Source organism: Klebsiella sp. EMBS2024, from assembly GCF_036233805.1.
Taxonomy (GTDB): Bacteria; Pseudomonadota; Gammaproteobacteria; order Enterobacterales; family Enterobacteriaceae; genus Klebsiella; species Klebsiella pneumoniae.
The window spans coordinates 368,891-382,430 of record NZ_JAZARW010000001.1 but is presented as its reverse complement, the minus strand read 5'-3'; the positions used below and the strand labels follow the sequence as shown (position 1 = coordinate 382,430).

The 13,540-nt window shown below is 59.3% G+C and carries 13 protein-coding genes; 5 read left to right on the top strand and 8 right to left on the bottom strand.

What is annotated here, in order from left to right; all coding sequences use genetic code 11:
- Positions 1-374: 374 nt before the first annotated feature.
- Entirely contained in the window at positions 375-1,670 is a 1,296-nt protein-coding gene (phoR, locus tag VZP09_RS01710; protein WP_328794858.1) for a phosphate regulon sensor histidine kinase PhoR, read from the bottom strand.
- A gap of 21 nt (positions 1,671-1,691) precedes the next feature.
- Positions 1,692-2,381: a phosphate response regulator transcription factor PhoB gene (phoB, locus tag VZP09_RS01705; protein ID WP_002890343.1), complete on the bottom strand. Its 690-nt coding sequence runs from the start codon at positions 2,379-2,381 to the stop codon at positions 1,692-1,694.
- Positions 2,382-2,563: 182 nt separating this feature from the next.
- Between phoB and sbcD the strand changes: the two genes are divergently transcribed.
- Positions 2,564-3,769 (top strand): exonuclease subunit SbcD, encoded by a 1,206-nt coding sequence (gene sbcD / locus VZP09_RS01700; RefSeq protein WP_328794857.1) that lies wholly within the window; start codon positions 2,564-2,566, stop codon positions 3,767-3,769.
- On the top strand, positions 3,766-6,903 hold the full coding sequence (gene sbcC / locus VZP09_RS01695; RefSeq protein ID WP_328794856.1) for an exonuclease subunit SbcC: 3,138 nt from the start codon (positions 3,766-3,768) through the stop codon (positions 6,901-6,903). The genes sbcD and sbcC overlap by 4 nt, the downstream gene beginning before the upstream one ends.
- Before the next feature lie 73 nt (positions 6,904-6,976).
- Here the strand turns inward: sbcC and mak are convergent, their stop codons facing one another.
- A complete protein-coding gene (gene mak, locus VZP09_RS01690) occupies positions 6,977-7,891 on the bottom strand; it encodes a fructokinase (RefSeq protein ID WP_021312321.1) in 915 nt (304 codons plus the stop codon).
- An 89-nt stretch (positions 7,892-7,980) separates the two neighbouring features.
- Here mak and rdgC point away from each other — a divergent pair, with 89 nt between their 5' ends.
- Entirely contained in the window at positions 7,981-8,892 is a 912-nt protein-coding gene (rdgC, locus tag VZP09_RS01685; protein WP_002890285.1) for a recombination-associated protein RdgC, read from the top strand.
- Positions 8,893-8,963: 71 nt separating this feature from the next.
- Here rdgC and ppnP read toward each other — a convergent pair whose 3' ends face one another.
- The 4 genes from ppnP to aroL form a co-directional block, all read right to left on the bottom strand.
- Complete coding sequence (gene ppnP / locus VZP09_RS01680) at positions 8,964-9,248, bottom strand: pyrimidine/purine nucleoside phosphorylase (protein WP_002890284.1); 285 nt, start codon at positions 9,246-9,248, stop codon at positions 8,964-8,966.
- 77 nt (positions 9,249-9,325) lie between these two features.
- Complete coding sequence (locus VZP09_RS01675) at positions 9,326-10,006, bottom strand: AroM family protein (protein WP_004144619.1); 681 nt, start codon at positions 10,004-10,006, stop codon at positions 9,326-9,328.
- Positions 10,007-10,261: 255 nt separating this feature from the next.
- Positions 10,262-10,453 (bottom strand): YaiA family protein, encoded by a 192-nt coding sequence (locus VZP09_RS01670; protein ID WP_002890278.1) that lies wholly within the window; start codon positions 10,451-10,453, stop codon positions 10,262-10,264.
- A 71-nt stretch (positions 10,454-10,524) separates the two neighbouring features.
- Entirely contained in the window at positions 10,525-11,058 is a 534-nt protein-coding gene (aroL, locus tag VZP09_RS01665) for a shikimate kinase AroL (protein WP_002890276.1), read from the bottom strand.
- A gap of 328 nt (positions 11,059-11,386) precedes the next feature.
- Between aroL and VZP09_RS01660 the strand changes: the two genes are divergently transcribed.
- On the top strand, positions 11,387-12,097 hold the full coding sequence (locus VZP09_RS01660) for a DUF2076 domain-containing protein (RefSeq protein WP_002890273.1): 711 nt from the start codon (positions 11,387-11,389) through the stop codon (positions 12,095-12,097).
- Here VZP09_RS01660 and VZP09_RS01655 read toward each other — a convergent pair.
- On the bottom strand, positions 12,094-12,552 hold the full coding sequence (locus VZP09_RS01655; protein WP_002890230.1) for a YaiI/YqxD family protein: 459 nt from the start codon (positions 12,550-12,552) through the stop codon (positions 12,094-12,096). The genes VZP09_RS01660 and VZP09_RS01655 overlap by 4 nt on opposite strands.
- 116 nt (positions 12,553-12,668) lie before the next feature.
- On the opposite strand from VZP09_RS01655, the gene proC reads away from it, so the two are divergent.
- Complete coding sequence (gene proC, locus VZP09_RS01650; RefSeq protein ID WP_004177276.1) at positions 12,669-13,478, top strand: pyrroline-5-carboxylate reductase; 810 nt, start codon at positions 12,669-12,671, stop codon at positions 13,476-13,478.
- The last annotated feature ends 62 nt before the right edge of the window (positions 13,479-13,540 follow it).

Here is a 13,540-nt window from a genome sequence, read left to right as displayed (position 1 = left end):
TGGAAAAATACCGCGCTCCCCTCTCAGGGACGATACAGCGGCCATTGCCGGTAAACTCAGCGAGATATGCTCCCGAAGCGGCGTGGGAAAGAATTGTTTTTGGTATTACCACGCAAAAGCAGTCTGTCATCGACTGCGCAGGCGCAATTTAAACGCTTATAACGTTTTAAAGCAAGGCACGATCGCAAAAGCAGATGATTATGCTGGTTATGTCTTTCACACCAGAATCATTTACCATATTGATAGAAAACCCGTGGCTTATCATGCGAACAAAAAAGCAGCGCACGCTCATTAAATAGGCGAGAAAAAACGACTGCCAATGAAAATGACCAGCTGAAGCTGGTCATTGGCAAGATAAACTGACAGCGCGTCGATCAGGCGTCATTTTTGGCAATTAATCGTTCCGGGAGCAGGAAGCTAAAGCGGGTTCCCTTGCCCACCGTGCTGTCGATTTCCAGCCGGCTGTCATGATGGTTAACCGCGTGTTTGACGATCGCCAGTCCCAGGCCACTGCCCCCCGTTTGCCGGGAACGGGCTTTATCCACCCGATAAAAACGCTCGGTCAGACGGGGAATATGCTCCGGCGCAATGCCTGGCCCGTTATCCTCGACGCTGAACAGCGCTCCCTGCGGGGTCCGCTGCCAGCTGACGCGAATTTCGGTCCCCGGCGGGGTGTGGTTCACCGCGTTATAGACCAGGTTGGAGATGGCGCTGCGCAGCTGCTCCTCATTACCCAGCACCTTGAGCTGCTCATCGACGGTGAAGATCAGCGTCTGTTTCTCCTGGCTGAGAGTTTGCGCCTCGCGCTCCACCACCCGCAGCATCATCGGCACGTCGATGCGATCATTCATCGCCAGCGCCGGCGCGGCTTCAATACGCGACAGCGTCAGCAGCTGCTTCACCAGGCCTTCCATACGCTGAGTTTGCTCCCGCATGGTGTGCAGAGCTTTTTCTCGGGTCGCCCCCTCCAGCACCTGCTCCTGCATCATCTCCAGATAGCCCTGCAGCACCGTCAGTGGGGTGCGCAACTCATGGCTGACGTTGGCGAAAAAGTTCCGCCGCGCCCCTTCCAGCTGATGCATCTGCGTCACGTCGCGCGCCACCATCAGCCACTGCTTGTCGCTGTAGGGCATCACGCGAATTTCCAGATGACGGGCGTTATTCAGCACCAGATTGAGCGGCTTTGAAAAATCGCGCTGTTTCAGATAGTTGGCGAACTCAGGATAGNGCAGAAGGTTAAGAATGTTTTGGCCACTGTCGTCCGGCCAGCGCAGGTTTAGAATCTGCTGCGCCAGGCCATTACACCAGAAAATAGCCCCCTCTTCCGTGGTCAGGACGACCGCATCCGGCAGCGATTCCGCCCCGCTGCGAAAGCGTTTAATCAGGCTTCCCAGCTCGCGCCGACGCTTTTTATTACGCATCTGCATCTGGTGCAGACCATACAGCAGCGGCTCCCAACTGCCGCGGCCAGGCGGAGGAGTCATGCTCCGGTCCACCCACAGCCACCACGACAGGCGCATCAAATTCCAGAAATGCCAGATCAGCAAACCGGTCACTGCCGCCAGTAAAAACCACGGCAGATGACCCACAAACGCCCCCAGAATCAGGGCCGGAATACACGCTAAAAAGAGCTCCAGCGCCAGCCTTTTCCATGACAGCCGTTCCAGCACGGGTCACACTCCTGTCAAAATTCAGAAACGGGCGGAGAAACGATACCCCGTGCCGCGAACCGTTTGCACCATACGATCATGGCCACTGTGTTCCAGCGCTTTGCGCAGGCGGCGAATATGGACGTCCACCGTGCGGTCTTCCACATAAACGTTGGTCCCCCAGACGTGGTTCAGCAGCTGTTCGCGGCTGTACACCCGCTCCGGATGGGTCATAAAGAAGTGCAATAATTTAAATTCCGTCGGTCCCATATCCAGCGGACTGTCGCCGGTCATTACCCGGTGCGATGAAGGGTCGAGGCTCAGCCCCTGCATTTCGATCACCTCTTCCACCGCCATCGGTGAAATACGGCGCATCACCGCTTTGATTCGCGCCACCAGCTCTTTCGGAGAGAAAGGCTTGGTGATGTAGTCATCCGCGCCGGTCTCCAGGCCGCGAACGCGATCCTCTTCTTCTCCACGCGCGGTCAGCATCACTACCGGAATATCCCGCGTCATCGCCTCGCGCTTGAGCAGTTTAATAAACTGCAGCCCCGAACCGCCCGGCAGCATCCAGTCCAGGAGAATCAAATCAGGCCAGGGTTCATTGAGTTGATTCACCGCGCTGTCATAATCTTCCGCTTCGACAGGCTGAAAGCCATTTTGCTCCAGAACAAAGCAGACCATTTCGCGGATTGGAGCTTCATCTTCAACGACCAGAATTCTTCTCGCCATTATTTACCCTGTGTTTTTTAGCCATCAGTATAGAAGTGCGGCGTCATTATGCGTCACTTTTGTGACAGATTTATGAAAAAAATGACCGTCTGATGATCGGGTATTTTGAAGCACGACGCGGACTTACCCCTCACTAACAAGTGGTATACTGTCGCCCATGCTTTTTTCGCTAGGGAAGATTTATGCGCCTCCTTCACACCTCCGACTGGCACCTGGGCCAGAATTTTTACAGCAAAAGCCGCGCGGCCGAACACGACGCTTTTCTTACCTGGCTACTGGACCGCGCGCAGGAGCATGAAGTCGACGCCATTATCGTGGCTGGCGATATTTTTGATACCGGCTCGCCGCCGAGCTACGCCCGCGAACTGTATAACCGTTTCGTCGTCCAGTTGCAGCAGACCGGCTGTCGCCTGGTGGTGCTGGCGGGCAACCACGACTCGGTGGCGATGCTCAATGAATCCCGCGATATCCTCGCCTTTTTACACACCACCGTGGTGGCGAACGCCGGCTACGCGCCGATTGAGCTGCCGCTGCGCGACGGCACGCCGGGCGCCATCTTCTGTCCGGTGCCGTTTTTACGCCCGCGCGAGCTGGTGACCAGCCAGGCCGGTCACTCCGGTCGGGAAAAACAGCAGCTGCTGCTGCACGCCATCAGCGACTATTATCAGGAGCAGTATCAGCAGGCCTGCGCGCTGCGCGGCGATCGGCCGCTGCCCATCATTGCCAGCGGCCATCTGACCACCGTCGGCGCCAGCAAAAGCGATGCCGTCCGCGACATTTACATCGGCACACTGGATGCCTTTCCGGCGCAACACTTCCCCCCTGCCGACTACATTGCGCTGGGCCATATTCACCGGGCGCAGATGGTCGGCGGCTGCGAGCATATCCGCTACAGCGGCTCGCCGCTGCCGCTAAGCTTCGATGAAACCGGCAAAGCGAAATCGGTGCATCTGGTGAGCTTTAGCGAGGGGCGACTTAGCGCCGTGGAAACCCTGGAGGTGCCCGTGACCCAGCCTCTGGCAGTAATCAAAGGCGATCTGGCCACCATCACCGCCCAGCTGGAGCAGTGGCGCGGCGTCGAGCAGGACCCGCCGGTGTGGCTGGATATCGAAATCACCACCGAGGACTATCTGCACGATATTCAGCGGCATATTCAGGCGCTGACGGAGGATCTGCCGGTGGAAGTGCTGCTGGTGCGCCGCAGCCGCGAGCAGCGCGAGAAAATACTGCTCAACGCCCAGCGGGAGACGCTCAGTGAACTGAAGGTGGAGGAGGTATTCGAGNGCCGGCTGGCGCTGACCGAAATTGACGATATGAAGCGCGCCCGGCTGCATGAGCTGTTCGCCCATACGGTGCATACGCTCACCGCGGAGGATGAAAACGCATGAAAATCCTCAGTCTGCGTCTGAAAAACCTCAACTCCCTGAAAGGGGAATGGAAGATAGACTTTACCGCCGAGCCGTTCGCCAGCAATGGCCTGTTCGNCATTACCGGCGCCACCGGGGCCGGGAAAACCACGCTGCTCGATGCCATTTGCCTGGCGCTCTATCATGAAACGCCGCGCCTGAATAAAGTCTCCCAGTCGCAAAACGACCTGATGACCCGCGATACCGCCGAGTGTCTGGCGGAAGTCGAGTTTGAAGTAAAAGGCATCGCCTACCGCGCTTTCTGGAGCCAGAACCGGGCCCGTAACCAGCCGGATGGCAATCTGCAGGCGCCCCGCGTCGAGCTGGCGCGCTGCGCTGACGGCAAAATCCTCGCCGATAAAGTCTCGGACAAGCTGGAGCAAACCGCGACGCTTACCGGCCTCGACTATGGCCGCTTCACCCGCTCGATGCTGCTTTCCCAGGGGCAATTTGCCGCCTTCCTGAACGCGAAGCCGAGCGATCGCGCGGAGCTGCTGGAGGAGCTGACCGGCACGGAAATCTACGGCCAGATTTCAGCCATGGTCTACGAACAGCACAAAGCCGCTCGCCATGCGCTGGAGAAGTTCGAAGCCCAGGCGGCGGGCATCGTCCTGTTGACGGAGGCCCAGCAGCAGGCGCTGCAGGAAAGTTTGCAGGTACTTACTGACGAAGAAAAAGCCCTGCTGGCCCAGCAGCAGAGCCAGCAGCAGCAGCTCCAGTGGCTGACCCGCCGCGACGAGCTGGCGCAGCAACAGCAGCAGGCCGCCACCCGGCAGCAGCAGGCCCGCCAGGCGCTGGCGGACGCCGCCCCGGCGCTGGCGAAGCTTGAGCTGGCCCAGCCCGCCGCCCAACTTCGTCCCCTGTGGGAGCGCCAGCAGGAGCAGACGGCAGGCCTGGCGCAAACCCGGCAGCGGATCAGTGAAGTAAATGCTCGCTTACTTGCCAGCACGGTGCTGCGCGCGCGCATCCGCCAGGGCGCCTTGCGCGCTCAGCAGCAGCGTCAGGCTGAACTGGCCGATCTGGCGCAGTGGCTGGCCGCCCATGAGCGTTTCCGCTTATGGGGTCAGGAGATCGCCGGCTGGCGAGCGCAATTCTCGCAACTGACGCGGGATAAACAACAGCTAACGGCTCAGAGCACCCGCCTGGCCGCGCTACGCCAGAAGCTGGCCACGCTGCCAGCCAGCCCTCTCGCCCTGAGCGCGGATGACGTTGCCGCAGCGATAGAACAGCAAACCCAATCGCGGCCGCTGCGCCAGCGCCTGATCTCCCTGCATGAGCAGCATCAGCTGCTGCGCAAGCGTCTGCGCCAGAACGCCGACAGCGTCCAGCAGGCGCAGGCGGAGCAGGTAAAACTTAACGCTACCCTGACGCTGCGCCGGGAACAATATAAAGACAAAAACCAGCACTATCTCGACCTGAAGGCGCTCTGCCAACGGGAAGAAACGATTAAAGACCTGGAAAGCTACCGCGACCGGCTCGAGGCGGGTAAGCCCTGTCCGCTGTGCGGCGCCTGTGAACACCCGGCGATTGAACAATACGCCTCGTTGACGCTCACGGATAATCAGCGCCGCCGCGATGCGCTGGAAAAGGAGGTCGCCGCGCTGAAAGAAGAAGGCCTGTTGATCCTCGGGCAGGTCAAGGCCCTGACGCAACAGCTCCAGCGTGACACCGAAGCGGCCGGGCGGCTCGCAGAGGAAGAGCAAGCGCTTACTAAAGCGTGGCAGGAGACCTGCGCCTCTCTGCACATCGCGCGGGATATTGCGCAAGAGATAAACGACTGGATGCAGGAGCAGGAGCGCTACGAGCAGCAGCTCTATCAGCTCAGCCAGCGCCTGATGTTGCAGAGTCAGCTTAACGATCAGCAGGCGCTGGAGCGCCAGGCCGAGCAGCAGCTGGCGGCCACGCGCCAGGGACTGGAGAGCGCCCTGCAGGCCCTGGCCCTGAGCCTGCCGGCAGAAGGGACAGAAGCCGCCTGGCTGCACGCTCGCGAAAGCGAATTTGCCCAGTGGCAGGCGCAACAGACCCGACATGATGCCATTCAGCAGCAAATCGCTGCTCTGCGGCCACTGCTGGAGACGCTGCCGACCAGCGACGAGACAGAGGTTGAAGCTGAGTCGGCCATCCCGGACAACTGGCGCGAAATCCACGAGGAATGCCTGTCGCTGCACAGTCAGCTTGTCGCCCAGCAGCAGCAGGAAACCCAGGAAAAGGCGCGTCTGGACCAGTCGCAGGCGCAATTCACCTCCGCCCTGGCCGCCAGCCGCTTTAGCGATCGGGAGGCGTTCCTCGCCGCGCTGCTGGATGACGAGACCGCCCAGCGGCTGACGCAGTTAAAACAGACGCTGGAGCAGCAGCTTCAGCAGGCGGCCGCGCTCTGCGAGCAGGCGACCCGGCAACATGAGGCGCACCTGGCGCTGCGTCCGCAAGGGGTGGACGCTGACGTCCCCACCCTGCAAACCCAGCTGCACGCCCTGGCCCAGCGGCTGCGGGATAACACTACCCGCCAGGGTGAGATCCGCCAGCAGCTCAGGCAGGACGCAGAGAGCCGTCAACAGCAGCAGGCGCTGGGGCAGCAGATTGCAGAGGCGGCGCAGCTGGCGGACGACTGGGGCTATCTCAATTCGCTGATCGGCTCCAGCACCGGCGACCGGTTCCGCAAATTCGCCCAGGGGCTGACGCTGGATAACCTGGTCTGGCTGGCAAACCAGCAGCTCAACCGCCTGCATGGCCGCTATCTGCTACAGCGCAAGGCCAGCGAGGCGCTGGAGCTGGAGGTTGTCGATACCTGGCAGGCCGACGCCGTGCGCGACACCCGCACCCTCTCCGGCGGCGAAAGTTTCCTCGTCAGCCTGGCGCTGGCCCTGGCGCTGTCAGACCTGGTGAGCCATAAGACGCGGATTGACTCCCTGTTTCTTGATGAAGGCTTCGGCACCCTCGACAGCGAAACGCTGGACACGGCGCTGGACGCCCTGGATGCCCTTAACGCCAGCGGTAAGATTATCGGGGTGATCAGCCACGTGGAGGCGATGAAAGACCGCATTCCGGTGCAGATCAAAGTGAAGAAGATTAACGGCCTGGGCTATAGCCGGCTGGACAAAGCGTTTGCGGTGGAGTGAGGTCTGAATTATGGCGATGTCCCCGCCCCCNAACCCTCTCCCGAGGGAGAGGGTTAGGGGGCGGGGAAGCGGTTCAGGTCCCCTGGAGCGGCCACAGCCAGGCCGCGCCGCGTACCCCGCTGGAGTCGCCGTGCATCGCTTTGCGGATCGGCGTTTCACACTCGCAGCCGAAGACCCACTGCTTCACCAGGTCCGGCACCGTCTGATACAGCCGTTCGACGTTGCTCATCCCGCCGCCCAGCACGATAACGTCCGGGTCGAGGATATTCACCACGTGGGCCAGCGATTTCGCCAGCCGCTGTTCATAGCGGCTCAGCGCCAGTTCAGCCTTTTCGTCACCTTCTCCCACCAGGCGCATAATCTCGCTGCCGGTTAACCCTTTGCCGCTCAGCCGCTGATAGTCGGTGGCGAAACCGGTGCCGGAGATAAAGGTTTCGATACACCCCTGTTTGCCGCAGTAGCAAGGGACTTCCGCACGGTAGCGCAGCTCATCGTCGTTCATCCACGGCAATGGGTTATGTCCCCATTCGCCAGCGTTACCATTGCCGCCGATATGCGCCCGCCCGTTGAGCGCCACCCCGGCGCCGCAGCCGGTGCCGATAATCACCGCGAATACCGTTTGCGCCCCCGCCGCCGCGCCGTCCACCGCTTCCGACACCGCCAGACAGTTGGCATCGTTAGCCAGCCGGACTTCCCGCTCAAGGCGCAGGCTGAGGTCCTTATCAAAGGGCTGGCCGTTGAGCCAGGTCGAGTTGGCGTTTTTCACCACCCCGGTATAAGGCGAAATTGAGCCAGGAATGCCCATCCCCACGGTACCCTGCTGTCCGGTCGCCTGCTCGGCCATCGCCACCAGAGTGGCGATGGTCTCGATGGTTTGCCGGTAGTCCTCCCGCGGCGTGGGTAACCGGTGGCGAAACAGCTGCTCTCCCTGGTCGCTCAGGGCTATCACTTCGGTTTTTGTTCCACCTAAATCAATACCAATACGCACGCTCAGCTCCTCANNGATTAACAATGCAAGCATAGCGACAATTCGCTATCATGCCCGCCTGATTTAACGACAAAGCCGTGGAAATTATCATGCTGTGGTTCAAAAATTTAATGGTTTACCGTCTCAGCCGCGATATCGAATTGCGCGCCGAGGAGATGGAAAAACAGCTGGCCGAGCTGACATTTACCCCTTGTGGCAGCCAGGATATGGCGAAAACCGGTTGGGTGTCGCCGATGGGATCGCACAGCGACGCGCTAACGCATACGGCAAACGGCCAGATCATTATCTGCGCGCGTAAAGAAGAGAAGATCCTGCCGTCGCCGGTGATTAAGCAGGCGCTGGAGGCAAAGATCCAGAAGCTGGAAGCCGATCAGGGGCGCAAGCTGAAGAAGACCGAGAAAGATTCCCTGAAAGATGAAGTGCTGCACTCGCTACTGCCGCGCGCCTTCAGCCGCTTCAGCCAGACAATGATGTGGATCGACACCGTCAACGGCCTGATCATGGTCGACTGCGCCAGCGCGAAGAAAGCGGAAGATACTCTGGCCCTGCTGCGTAAAACCCTCGGCTCGCTGCCGGTGGTGCCGCTGACCCTGGAGAATCCGATTGAGCTAACGCTGACCGAGTGGGTCCGCTCCGGCACCGTGGCGCAGGGCTTCCAGCTGCTGGACGAAGCCGAGCTGAAAGCGATGCTGGAAGATGGCGGCGTGATCCGCGCCAAGAAGCAGGATCTGGTTAGCGACGAAATCGCTGTACACATTGAGGCCGGGAAGGTCGTCACCAAGCTGGCGCTGGACTGGCAGCAGCGTATTCAGTTTGTGATCTGCGACGACGCGTCAATTAAGCGCCTCAAGTTCTGCGATGAACTGCGCGACCAAAACGAAGATATCGATCGGGAAGATTTCGCCCAGCGCTTTGACGCCGACTTTATCTTAATGACCGGCGAGCTGGCTGCCCTGATCCAAAGCCTGGTGGAAGGGCTCGGCGGCGAAGCGCAGCGCTAAGCGCCGCTTTCCTTCCTGCCGGGCAGGAAGGAAAAAACAACCCGGCGGCAGACGCCGGGCGTCACGCTGGCTTACAGATAGCGGCACAGATAAGAGGTTGGCTCAGCCACCTGCAGATGAAATTCGCTGTTGCCTGGCACATTGAAAACTTCGCCGGCAGCGTAAACTTTCCACTCAGTCTCACCCGGCAGCAGGACATTCAGCGCCCCGCTGACTACCGTCATCTCTTCCGGCTGCGCCGTACCAAAGGTGTATTCCCCTTCCGCCATCACGCCAACGCTGGCGCGACCGGTACTGCTGCTGGTGAAGCCAATGGATTTCACTTTTCCGTCAAAGTATTCATTGCTTTGAAGCATAAACAAGCCCTTCTGATCGTCGGTTAAAGGCTCAATATAGGGGGCGCTCCTTGCCCCTGTCACGCGAAATTAACACATTAGACCAATAGTTCTGCCGCCAGTCGGGAAACCAGCACATTCGACAGCAAAACCGGAACATCGAGGGCTTTTTGTAACACATCGCGATGATGCTGATAGTAACCGAGACAGTCGAGGACCAGCACGTCGGCGCCCTGCTCCAGCAGCGTTTTGCCGGCGGTTAATAGCTCGCTGTCGCTGCCGGTAAACGGATTGGCCAGCGCGTAGTATGGCGACTTTTCCAGCGAGAGCCACTTTTGCCGCTGCATGGGCATGATCTCTTCCACCGGCACGATCACCCCTACCTGGTGCCCATCGACGATCGATGCCACCAGCGGCGGGATGATCCGCTGCGGCTCGAGGAGGATCGCGTGGTGGGTGGTAAAACCGGTCAGCTGTTCGGAACTGAGCAGCAGGATCACATCATAATGTTGTCGATCCAGCATCGCGATCGCGCTGCGGACATCGCGTTCAATTTTCTGTCGCGACACCATCACCAACTGGTTATTACTGAGCAAGGTCAGGAGTCCTTTCTCGCCGTCACCTACGGCGTACTCGGCCATTACCTCGTCAGGCGTCATCTCGCCCAGCAGGCTGATGTGGGCGATCTGTTCTTCCCTGATATGTTCGGTCAGGAGCGGCAATACTCCCGCCAGCGGCACAACGCCGATGGTCAAAATTGCCATCGTTGCACTACTCATATCATGTACCTTTTCACAACCACTGCTTCAACACAGGCTTTCCACACACAGCATCCNCCCCCCTGGTGAGTAAAAATCAACCGTCGAGAAGCGTAGCAGCTCCACGCCGCGGTTGAATGTAAAGATTGCCGGGCGGCGGCGCCGTGCCTGAAAAATCCGTGTGTTAGATATTCATTAGTACGACTGATAAATAAAAAATGTGAGATACGCCCGATATTGCCAGCATGGCGGGCAATTCGGGCTCAGGGGGTTANGTTACGACTTGTCAGGATCTTCATAACGCCGTTTGGCATCCACGGCTTCCTGCTCGGTAGGATGTTCGCTGATAAGCGAATCAGGCTCAGGATAATCCGCACGGAGCTGATACCAGGTCACCGTCTGACCCTGAGGACCTTTCTCTACCGCAACCACGCGCGCTTCTCTCGGATATGGGGGCCTGTTTGGCATAGTTCTTCCTTCTTCTGGTAGCAGAACTATTAAGTATAGGCGCCCCTCGCCGCCTTAATGTAAGTAAATTCTTAACTTACCGGGGTTGCCGTCGCGCTGCATAGCATGGACATAATCTGCTCCACCACCCGATCCGGCGAGGCCGTGGCATCCACAATATGGTGGGCAGCGTCCCGGTATAACGCTTCGCGCTGCGCCAGCACCTCGCCCACTTCCTCGCGCACCGGTTTTCCGGTCAGCGTCGGCCGCTGTTCAGCTTTCGGGTAGGCTTCCAGACGGTCAATCAGCGCCGACACCGAGGCCTGCAGATAAATCACCACGCCATTCTCCCGCATAAACTGACGGTTACCTTCCGCCAGCACAATGCCGCCGCCGGTGGCGATTACCGTATTCGGCAGGGTCACGGCCTTCAGCGACAGGGTCTCCAGTTCGCGAAAACGCGCCCACCCTTCCGCCTGCACGATCTCAGCCACCGTCCGCTGCTCATGGGCCTGTAGCCGATGATCGGTATCGGAGAACTGAAAATGCCGCGCTCGCGCCAGCGCATGGCCGACGGTGGTTTTACCGCAGCCGCGTGGCCCAATAAGAAAGATAGGCTGTGTCATAACCGAAGACCCCCTGGTTCCGTCTGTCGCAAAAAAATGAAAACGAAAGCACGTATTATCGCTGTCTGTCCCGCAATGCATACGTAAAGAAAAAATTACACAACTTCTTTACACCCCATTACCACGGTGAGAAGAGGGGCTATTAATGTAAACTTATCATTGCATTTAGTGTTTAACCAGCTTTACTTTCCGCTTGGCGTTATTTTTTATCCACCGCTGGCGTAAACGGTAACACATTTATGCATAGCTTTACGAAGCAACATATTTACAACATCACGTTTCAGAAGCACCCTGATGCCTATTCGACAGTGTGACAGAGGAATGTAACATGCAATCTGAAGAACAACGCCTTATTGATGGACTGTTTTCCCGGCTGAAAGAGGCTGAGGCGCACAGCGCATCGCGCGATGCCAGCGCCGAGGAGCGGATTGCCCAACACGTGAGCGCGCAGCCGGCGGCCCCCTACTATATGGCGCAAACCATTCTTATCCAGGAAGCGGCGATTAAACAGCTTAACGATCGCATCCAGGCGCTGGAGAGTCAGGTCAGCCAACTGCAGGCGGCAAAGCCCAGCAGCGGCGGCTTCCTCTCCGGCCTGTTTGGCGGTGGCGGCTCGTCACGCGGTTCTGACCCTATCCCGGGCGCGGAGCAATATGGTCGCCCGCAGGCCAGCGCTCAGCCGCAGTATACGCCACCACCGCAGCAGAACTATGCCCCGCAGGCTGCCGCACGCGGCGGCGGCTTTATGGCGGGCGCGCTGCAAACGGCCGCTGGCGTGGCAGGCGGCGTGGTGCTGGGCAATATGCTGACCAATATGTTCAGCGGCTCGCACCCGCAGGAGATAGTCAATATCATCGAAGAGAAGCCGCAGCCTGATGCCGCCTCCGCGCAGGACAGCATCGCGCAGGACACCACCGCAGGTGACGATCCGTTCCGCCAGGGAGACGATCAGTTCCTTGCCGACAATACCTGGAACGACGACTTCGACGCCGGCTTTGGCGACGATGATTTTGGCAGCGATGACGATAGCTGGGTTTAACCCTGGCGACGCTTAACCGCCAGCAACCACTTCTCCAGCTCGGCGGCAAACTGTTGCCGATCGCGCTGCGATAAACTATCCGGGCCGCCGGTCTGAACGCCGCTGGCCCGTAATGTCTCCATAAAATCCCGCATCGTCAGCCGCTCGCGGATCGTCGCCTCGCTGTAACGTTCCCCGCGCGGATTCAGCGCCGCCCCGCCCTTCGCCAGCACCTCCGCCGCCAGCGGGATGTCGGCAGTGATCACTAAATCTCCCGCCGCGCACTGGCGAACGATTTCATTATCCGCCACGTCAAAACCCTGCTCAACCCGCAGGGTGCGGATGAAACGCGACGGCGGCACGCGCAGCGGCTGGTTCGCCACCAGCGTCAGCGGAGTCTGGGTCCGCTCTGCCGCGCGGAACAAAATCTCTTTAATCACGTTCGGACACGCGTCCGCATCCACCCAAATGGCCATGCCAGCTCCTGTTACCTGCAATAAGTGACGCCAATGTTACCTGCTTTTCTCCCCCAGGAAAGCGCCAGGATGGTAAGCTAATCAGATCGTAACGAAAAAAGCAGAGGGGAATGGTGATGGATAAGAAAATTGGCTTTATCGGCTGCGGCAATATGGGTAAGGCCATTCTGGGCGGGCTGATCGCCAGCGGTCAGGTACAGCCGGGACAAATCTGGGTCTACACCCCGTCGCCGGACAAGGTTGCAGCTCTGCGCGACCAGTATGGCATCAACGCCGCCGACAGCGCCCAGGAAGTGGCGCAGATTGCCGATATCGTCTTCGGCGCGGTTAAACCGGGGATCATGACCAAAGTGCTGGGCGATATCGCCTCCAGCCTGAATAAAGAGTCGCTGGTGGTCTCTATCGCCGCCGGCGTTACGCTTGAGCAGCTGGCGCGCGCCCTTGGCCACGATCGCAAAATCATTCGCGCGATGCCGAATACGCCGTCGCTGGTTAACGCCGGTATGACCTCCGTCACGCCTAACGCCCTGGTGAGCAGCGAAGATGTTGCCGAAGTGCTGACTATTTTCCGTTGCTTTGGCCAGGCGGAGCAAATTGCCGAGCCGATGATCCATCCGGTGGTGGGGGTAAGCGGTTCGGCGCCGGCCTATGTCTTTATGTTTATCGAAGCGATGGCTGATGCCGCCGTCCTCGGCGGAATGCCGCGCGCTCAGGCCTATAAATTCGCCGCCCAGGCGGTGATGGGTTCCGCCAAAATGGTGCTGGAGAGCGGAGAACACCCAGGGGCGCTGAAAGATATGGTCTGTTCCCCTGGCGGGACCACCATCGAAGCCGTGCGCGTGCTGGAAGAGAAAGGGTTCCGCTCGGCGGTAATCGAAGCCATCACCCAGTGTATGGAAAAATCAGAGAAACTGAGCCGCTCCTGAAGCTGAGCTGGCGGGCTTCAAGCCCTGATAGGTTAAAGAACAAGGGAGCGCGTGCGCTCCCT

Excerpts from the sequence above, each read along its gene's own strand:
- phoB (WP_002890343.1), bottom strand. The coding sequence starts at position 2,381 with ATGGCGAGAAGAATTCTGGTCGTTGAAGATGAAGCTCCAATCCGCGAA.
- rdgC (WP_002890285.1), top strand. The coding sequence starts at position 7,981 with ATGCTGTGGTTCAAAAATTTAATGGTTTACCGTCTCAGCCGCGATATC.
- ppnP (WP_002890284.1), bottom strand. The coding sequence starts at position 9,248 with ATGCTTCAAAGCAATGAATACTTTGACGGAAAAGTGAAATCCATTGGC.
- VZP09_RS01675 (WP_004144619.1), bottom strand. The coding sequence starts at position 10,006 with ATGAGTAGTGCAACGATGGCAATTTTGACCATCGGCGTTGTGCCGCTG.
- VZP09_RS01670 (WP_002890278.1), bottom strand. The coding sequence starts at position 10,453 with ATGCCAAACAGGCCCCCATATCCGAGAGAAGCGCGCGTGGTTGCGGTA.
- aroL (WP_002890276.1), bottom strand. The coding sequence starts at position 11,058 with ATGACACAGCCTATCTTTCTTATTGGGCCACGCGGCTGCGGTAAAACC.
- VZP09_RS01660 (WP_002890273.1), top strand. The coding sequence starts at position 11,387 with ATGCAATCTGAAGAACAACGCCTTATTGATGGACTGTTTTCCCGGCTG.
- VZP09_RS01655 (WP_002890230.1), bottom strand. The coding sequence starts at position 12,552 with ATGGCCATTTGGGTGGATGCGGACGCGTGTCCGAACGTGATTAAAGAG.
- proC (WP_004177276.1), top strand. The coding sequence starts at position 12,669 with ATGGATAAGAAAATTGGCTTTATCGGCTGCGGCAATATGGGTAAGGCC.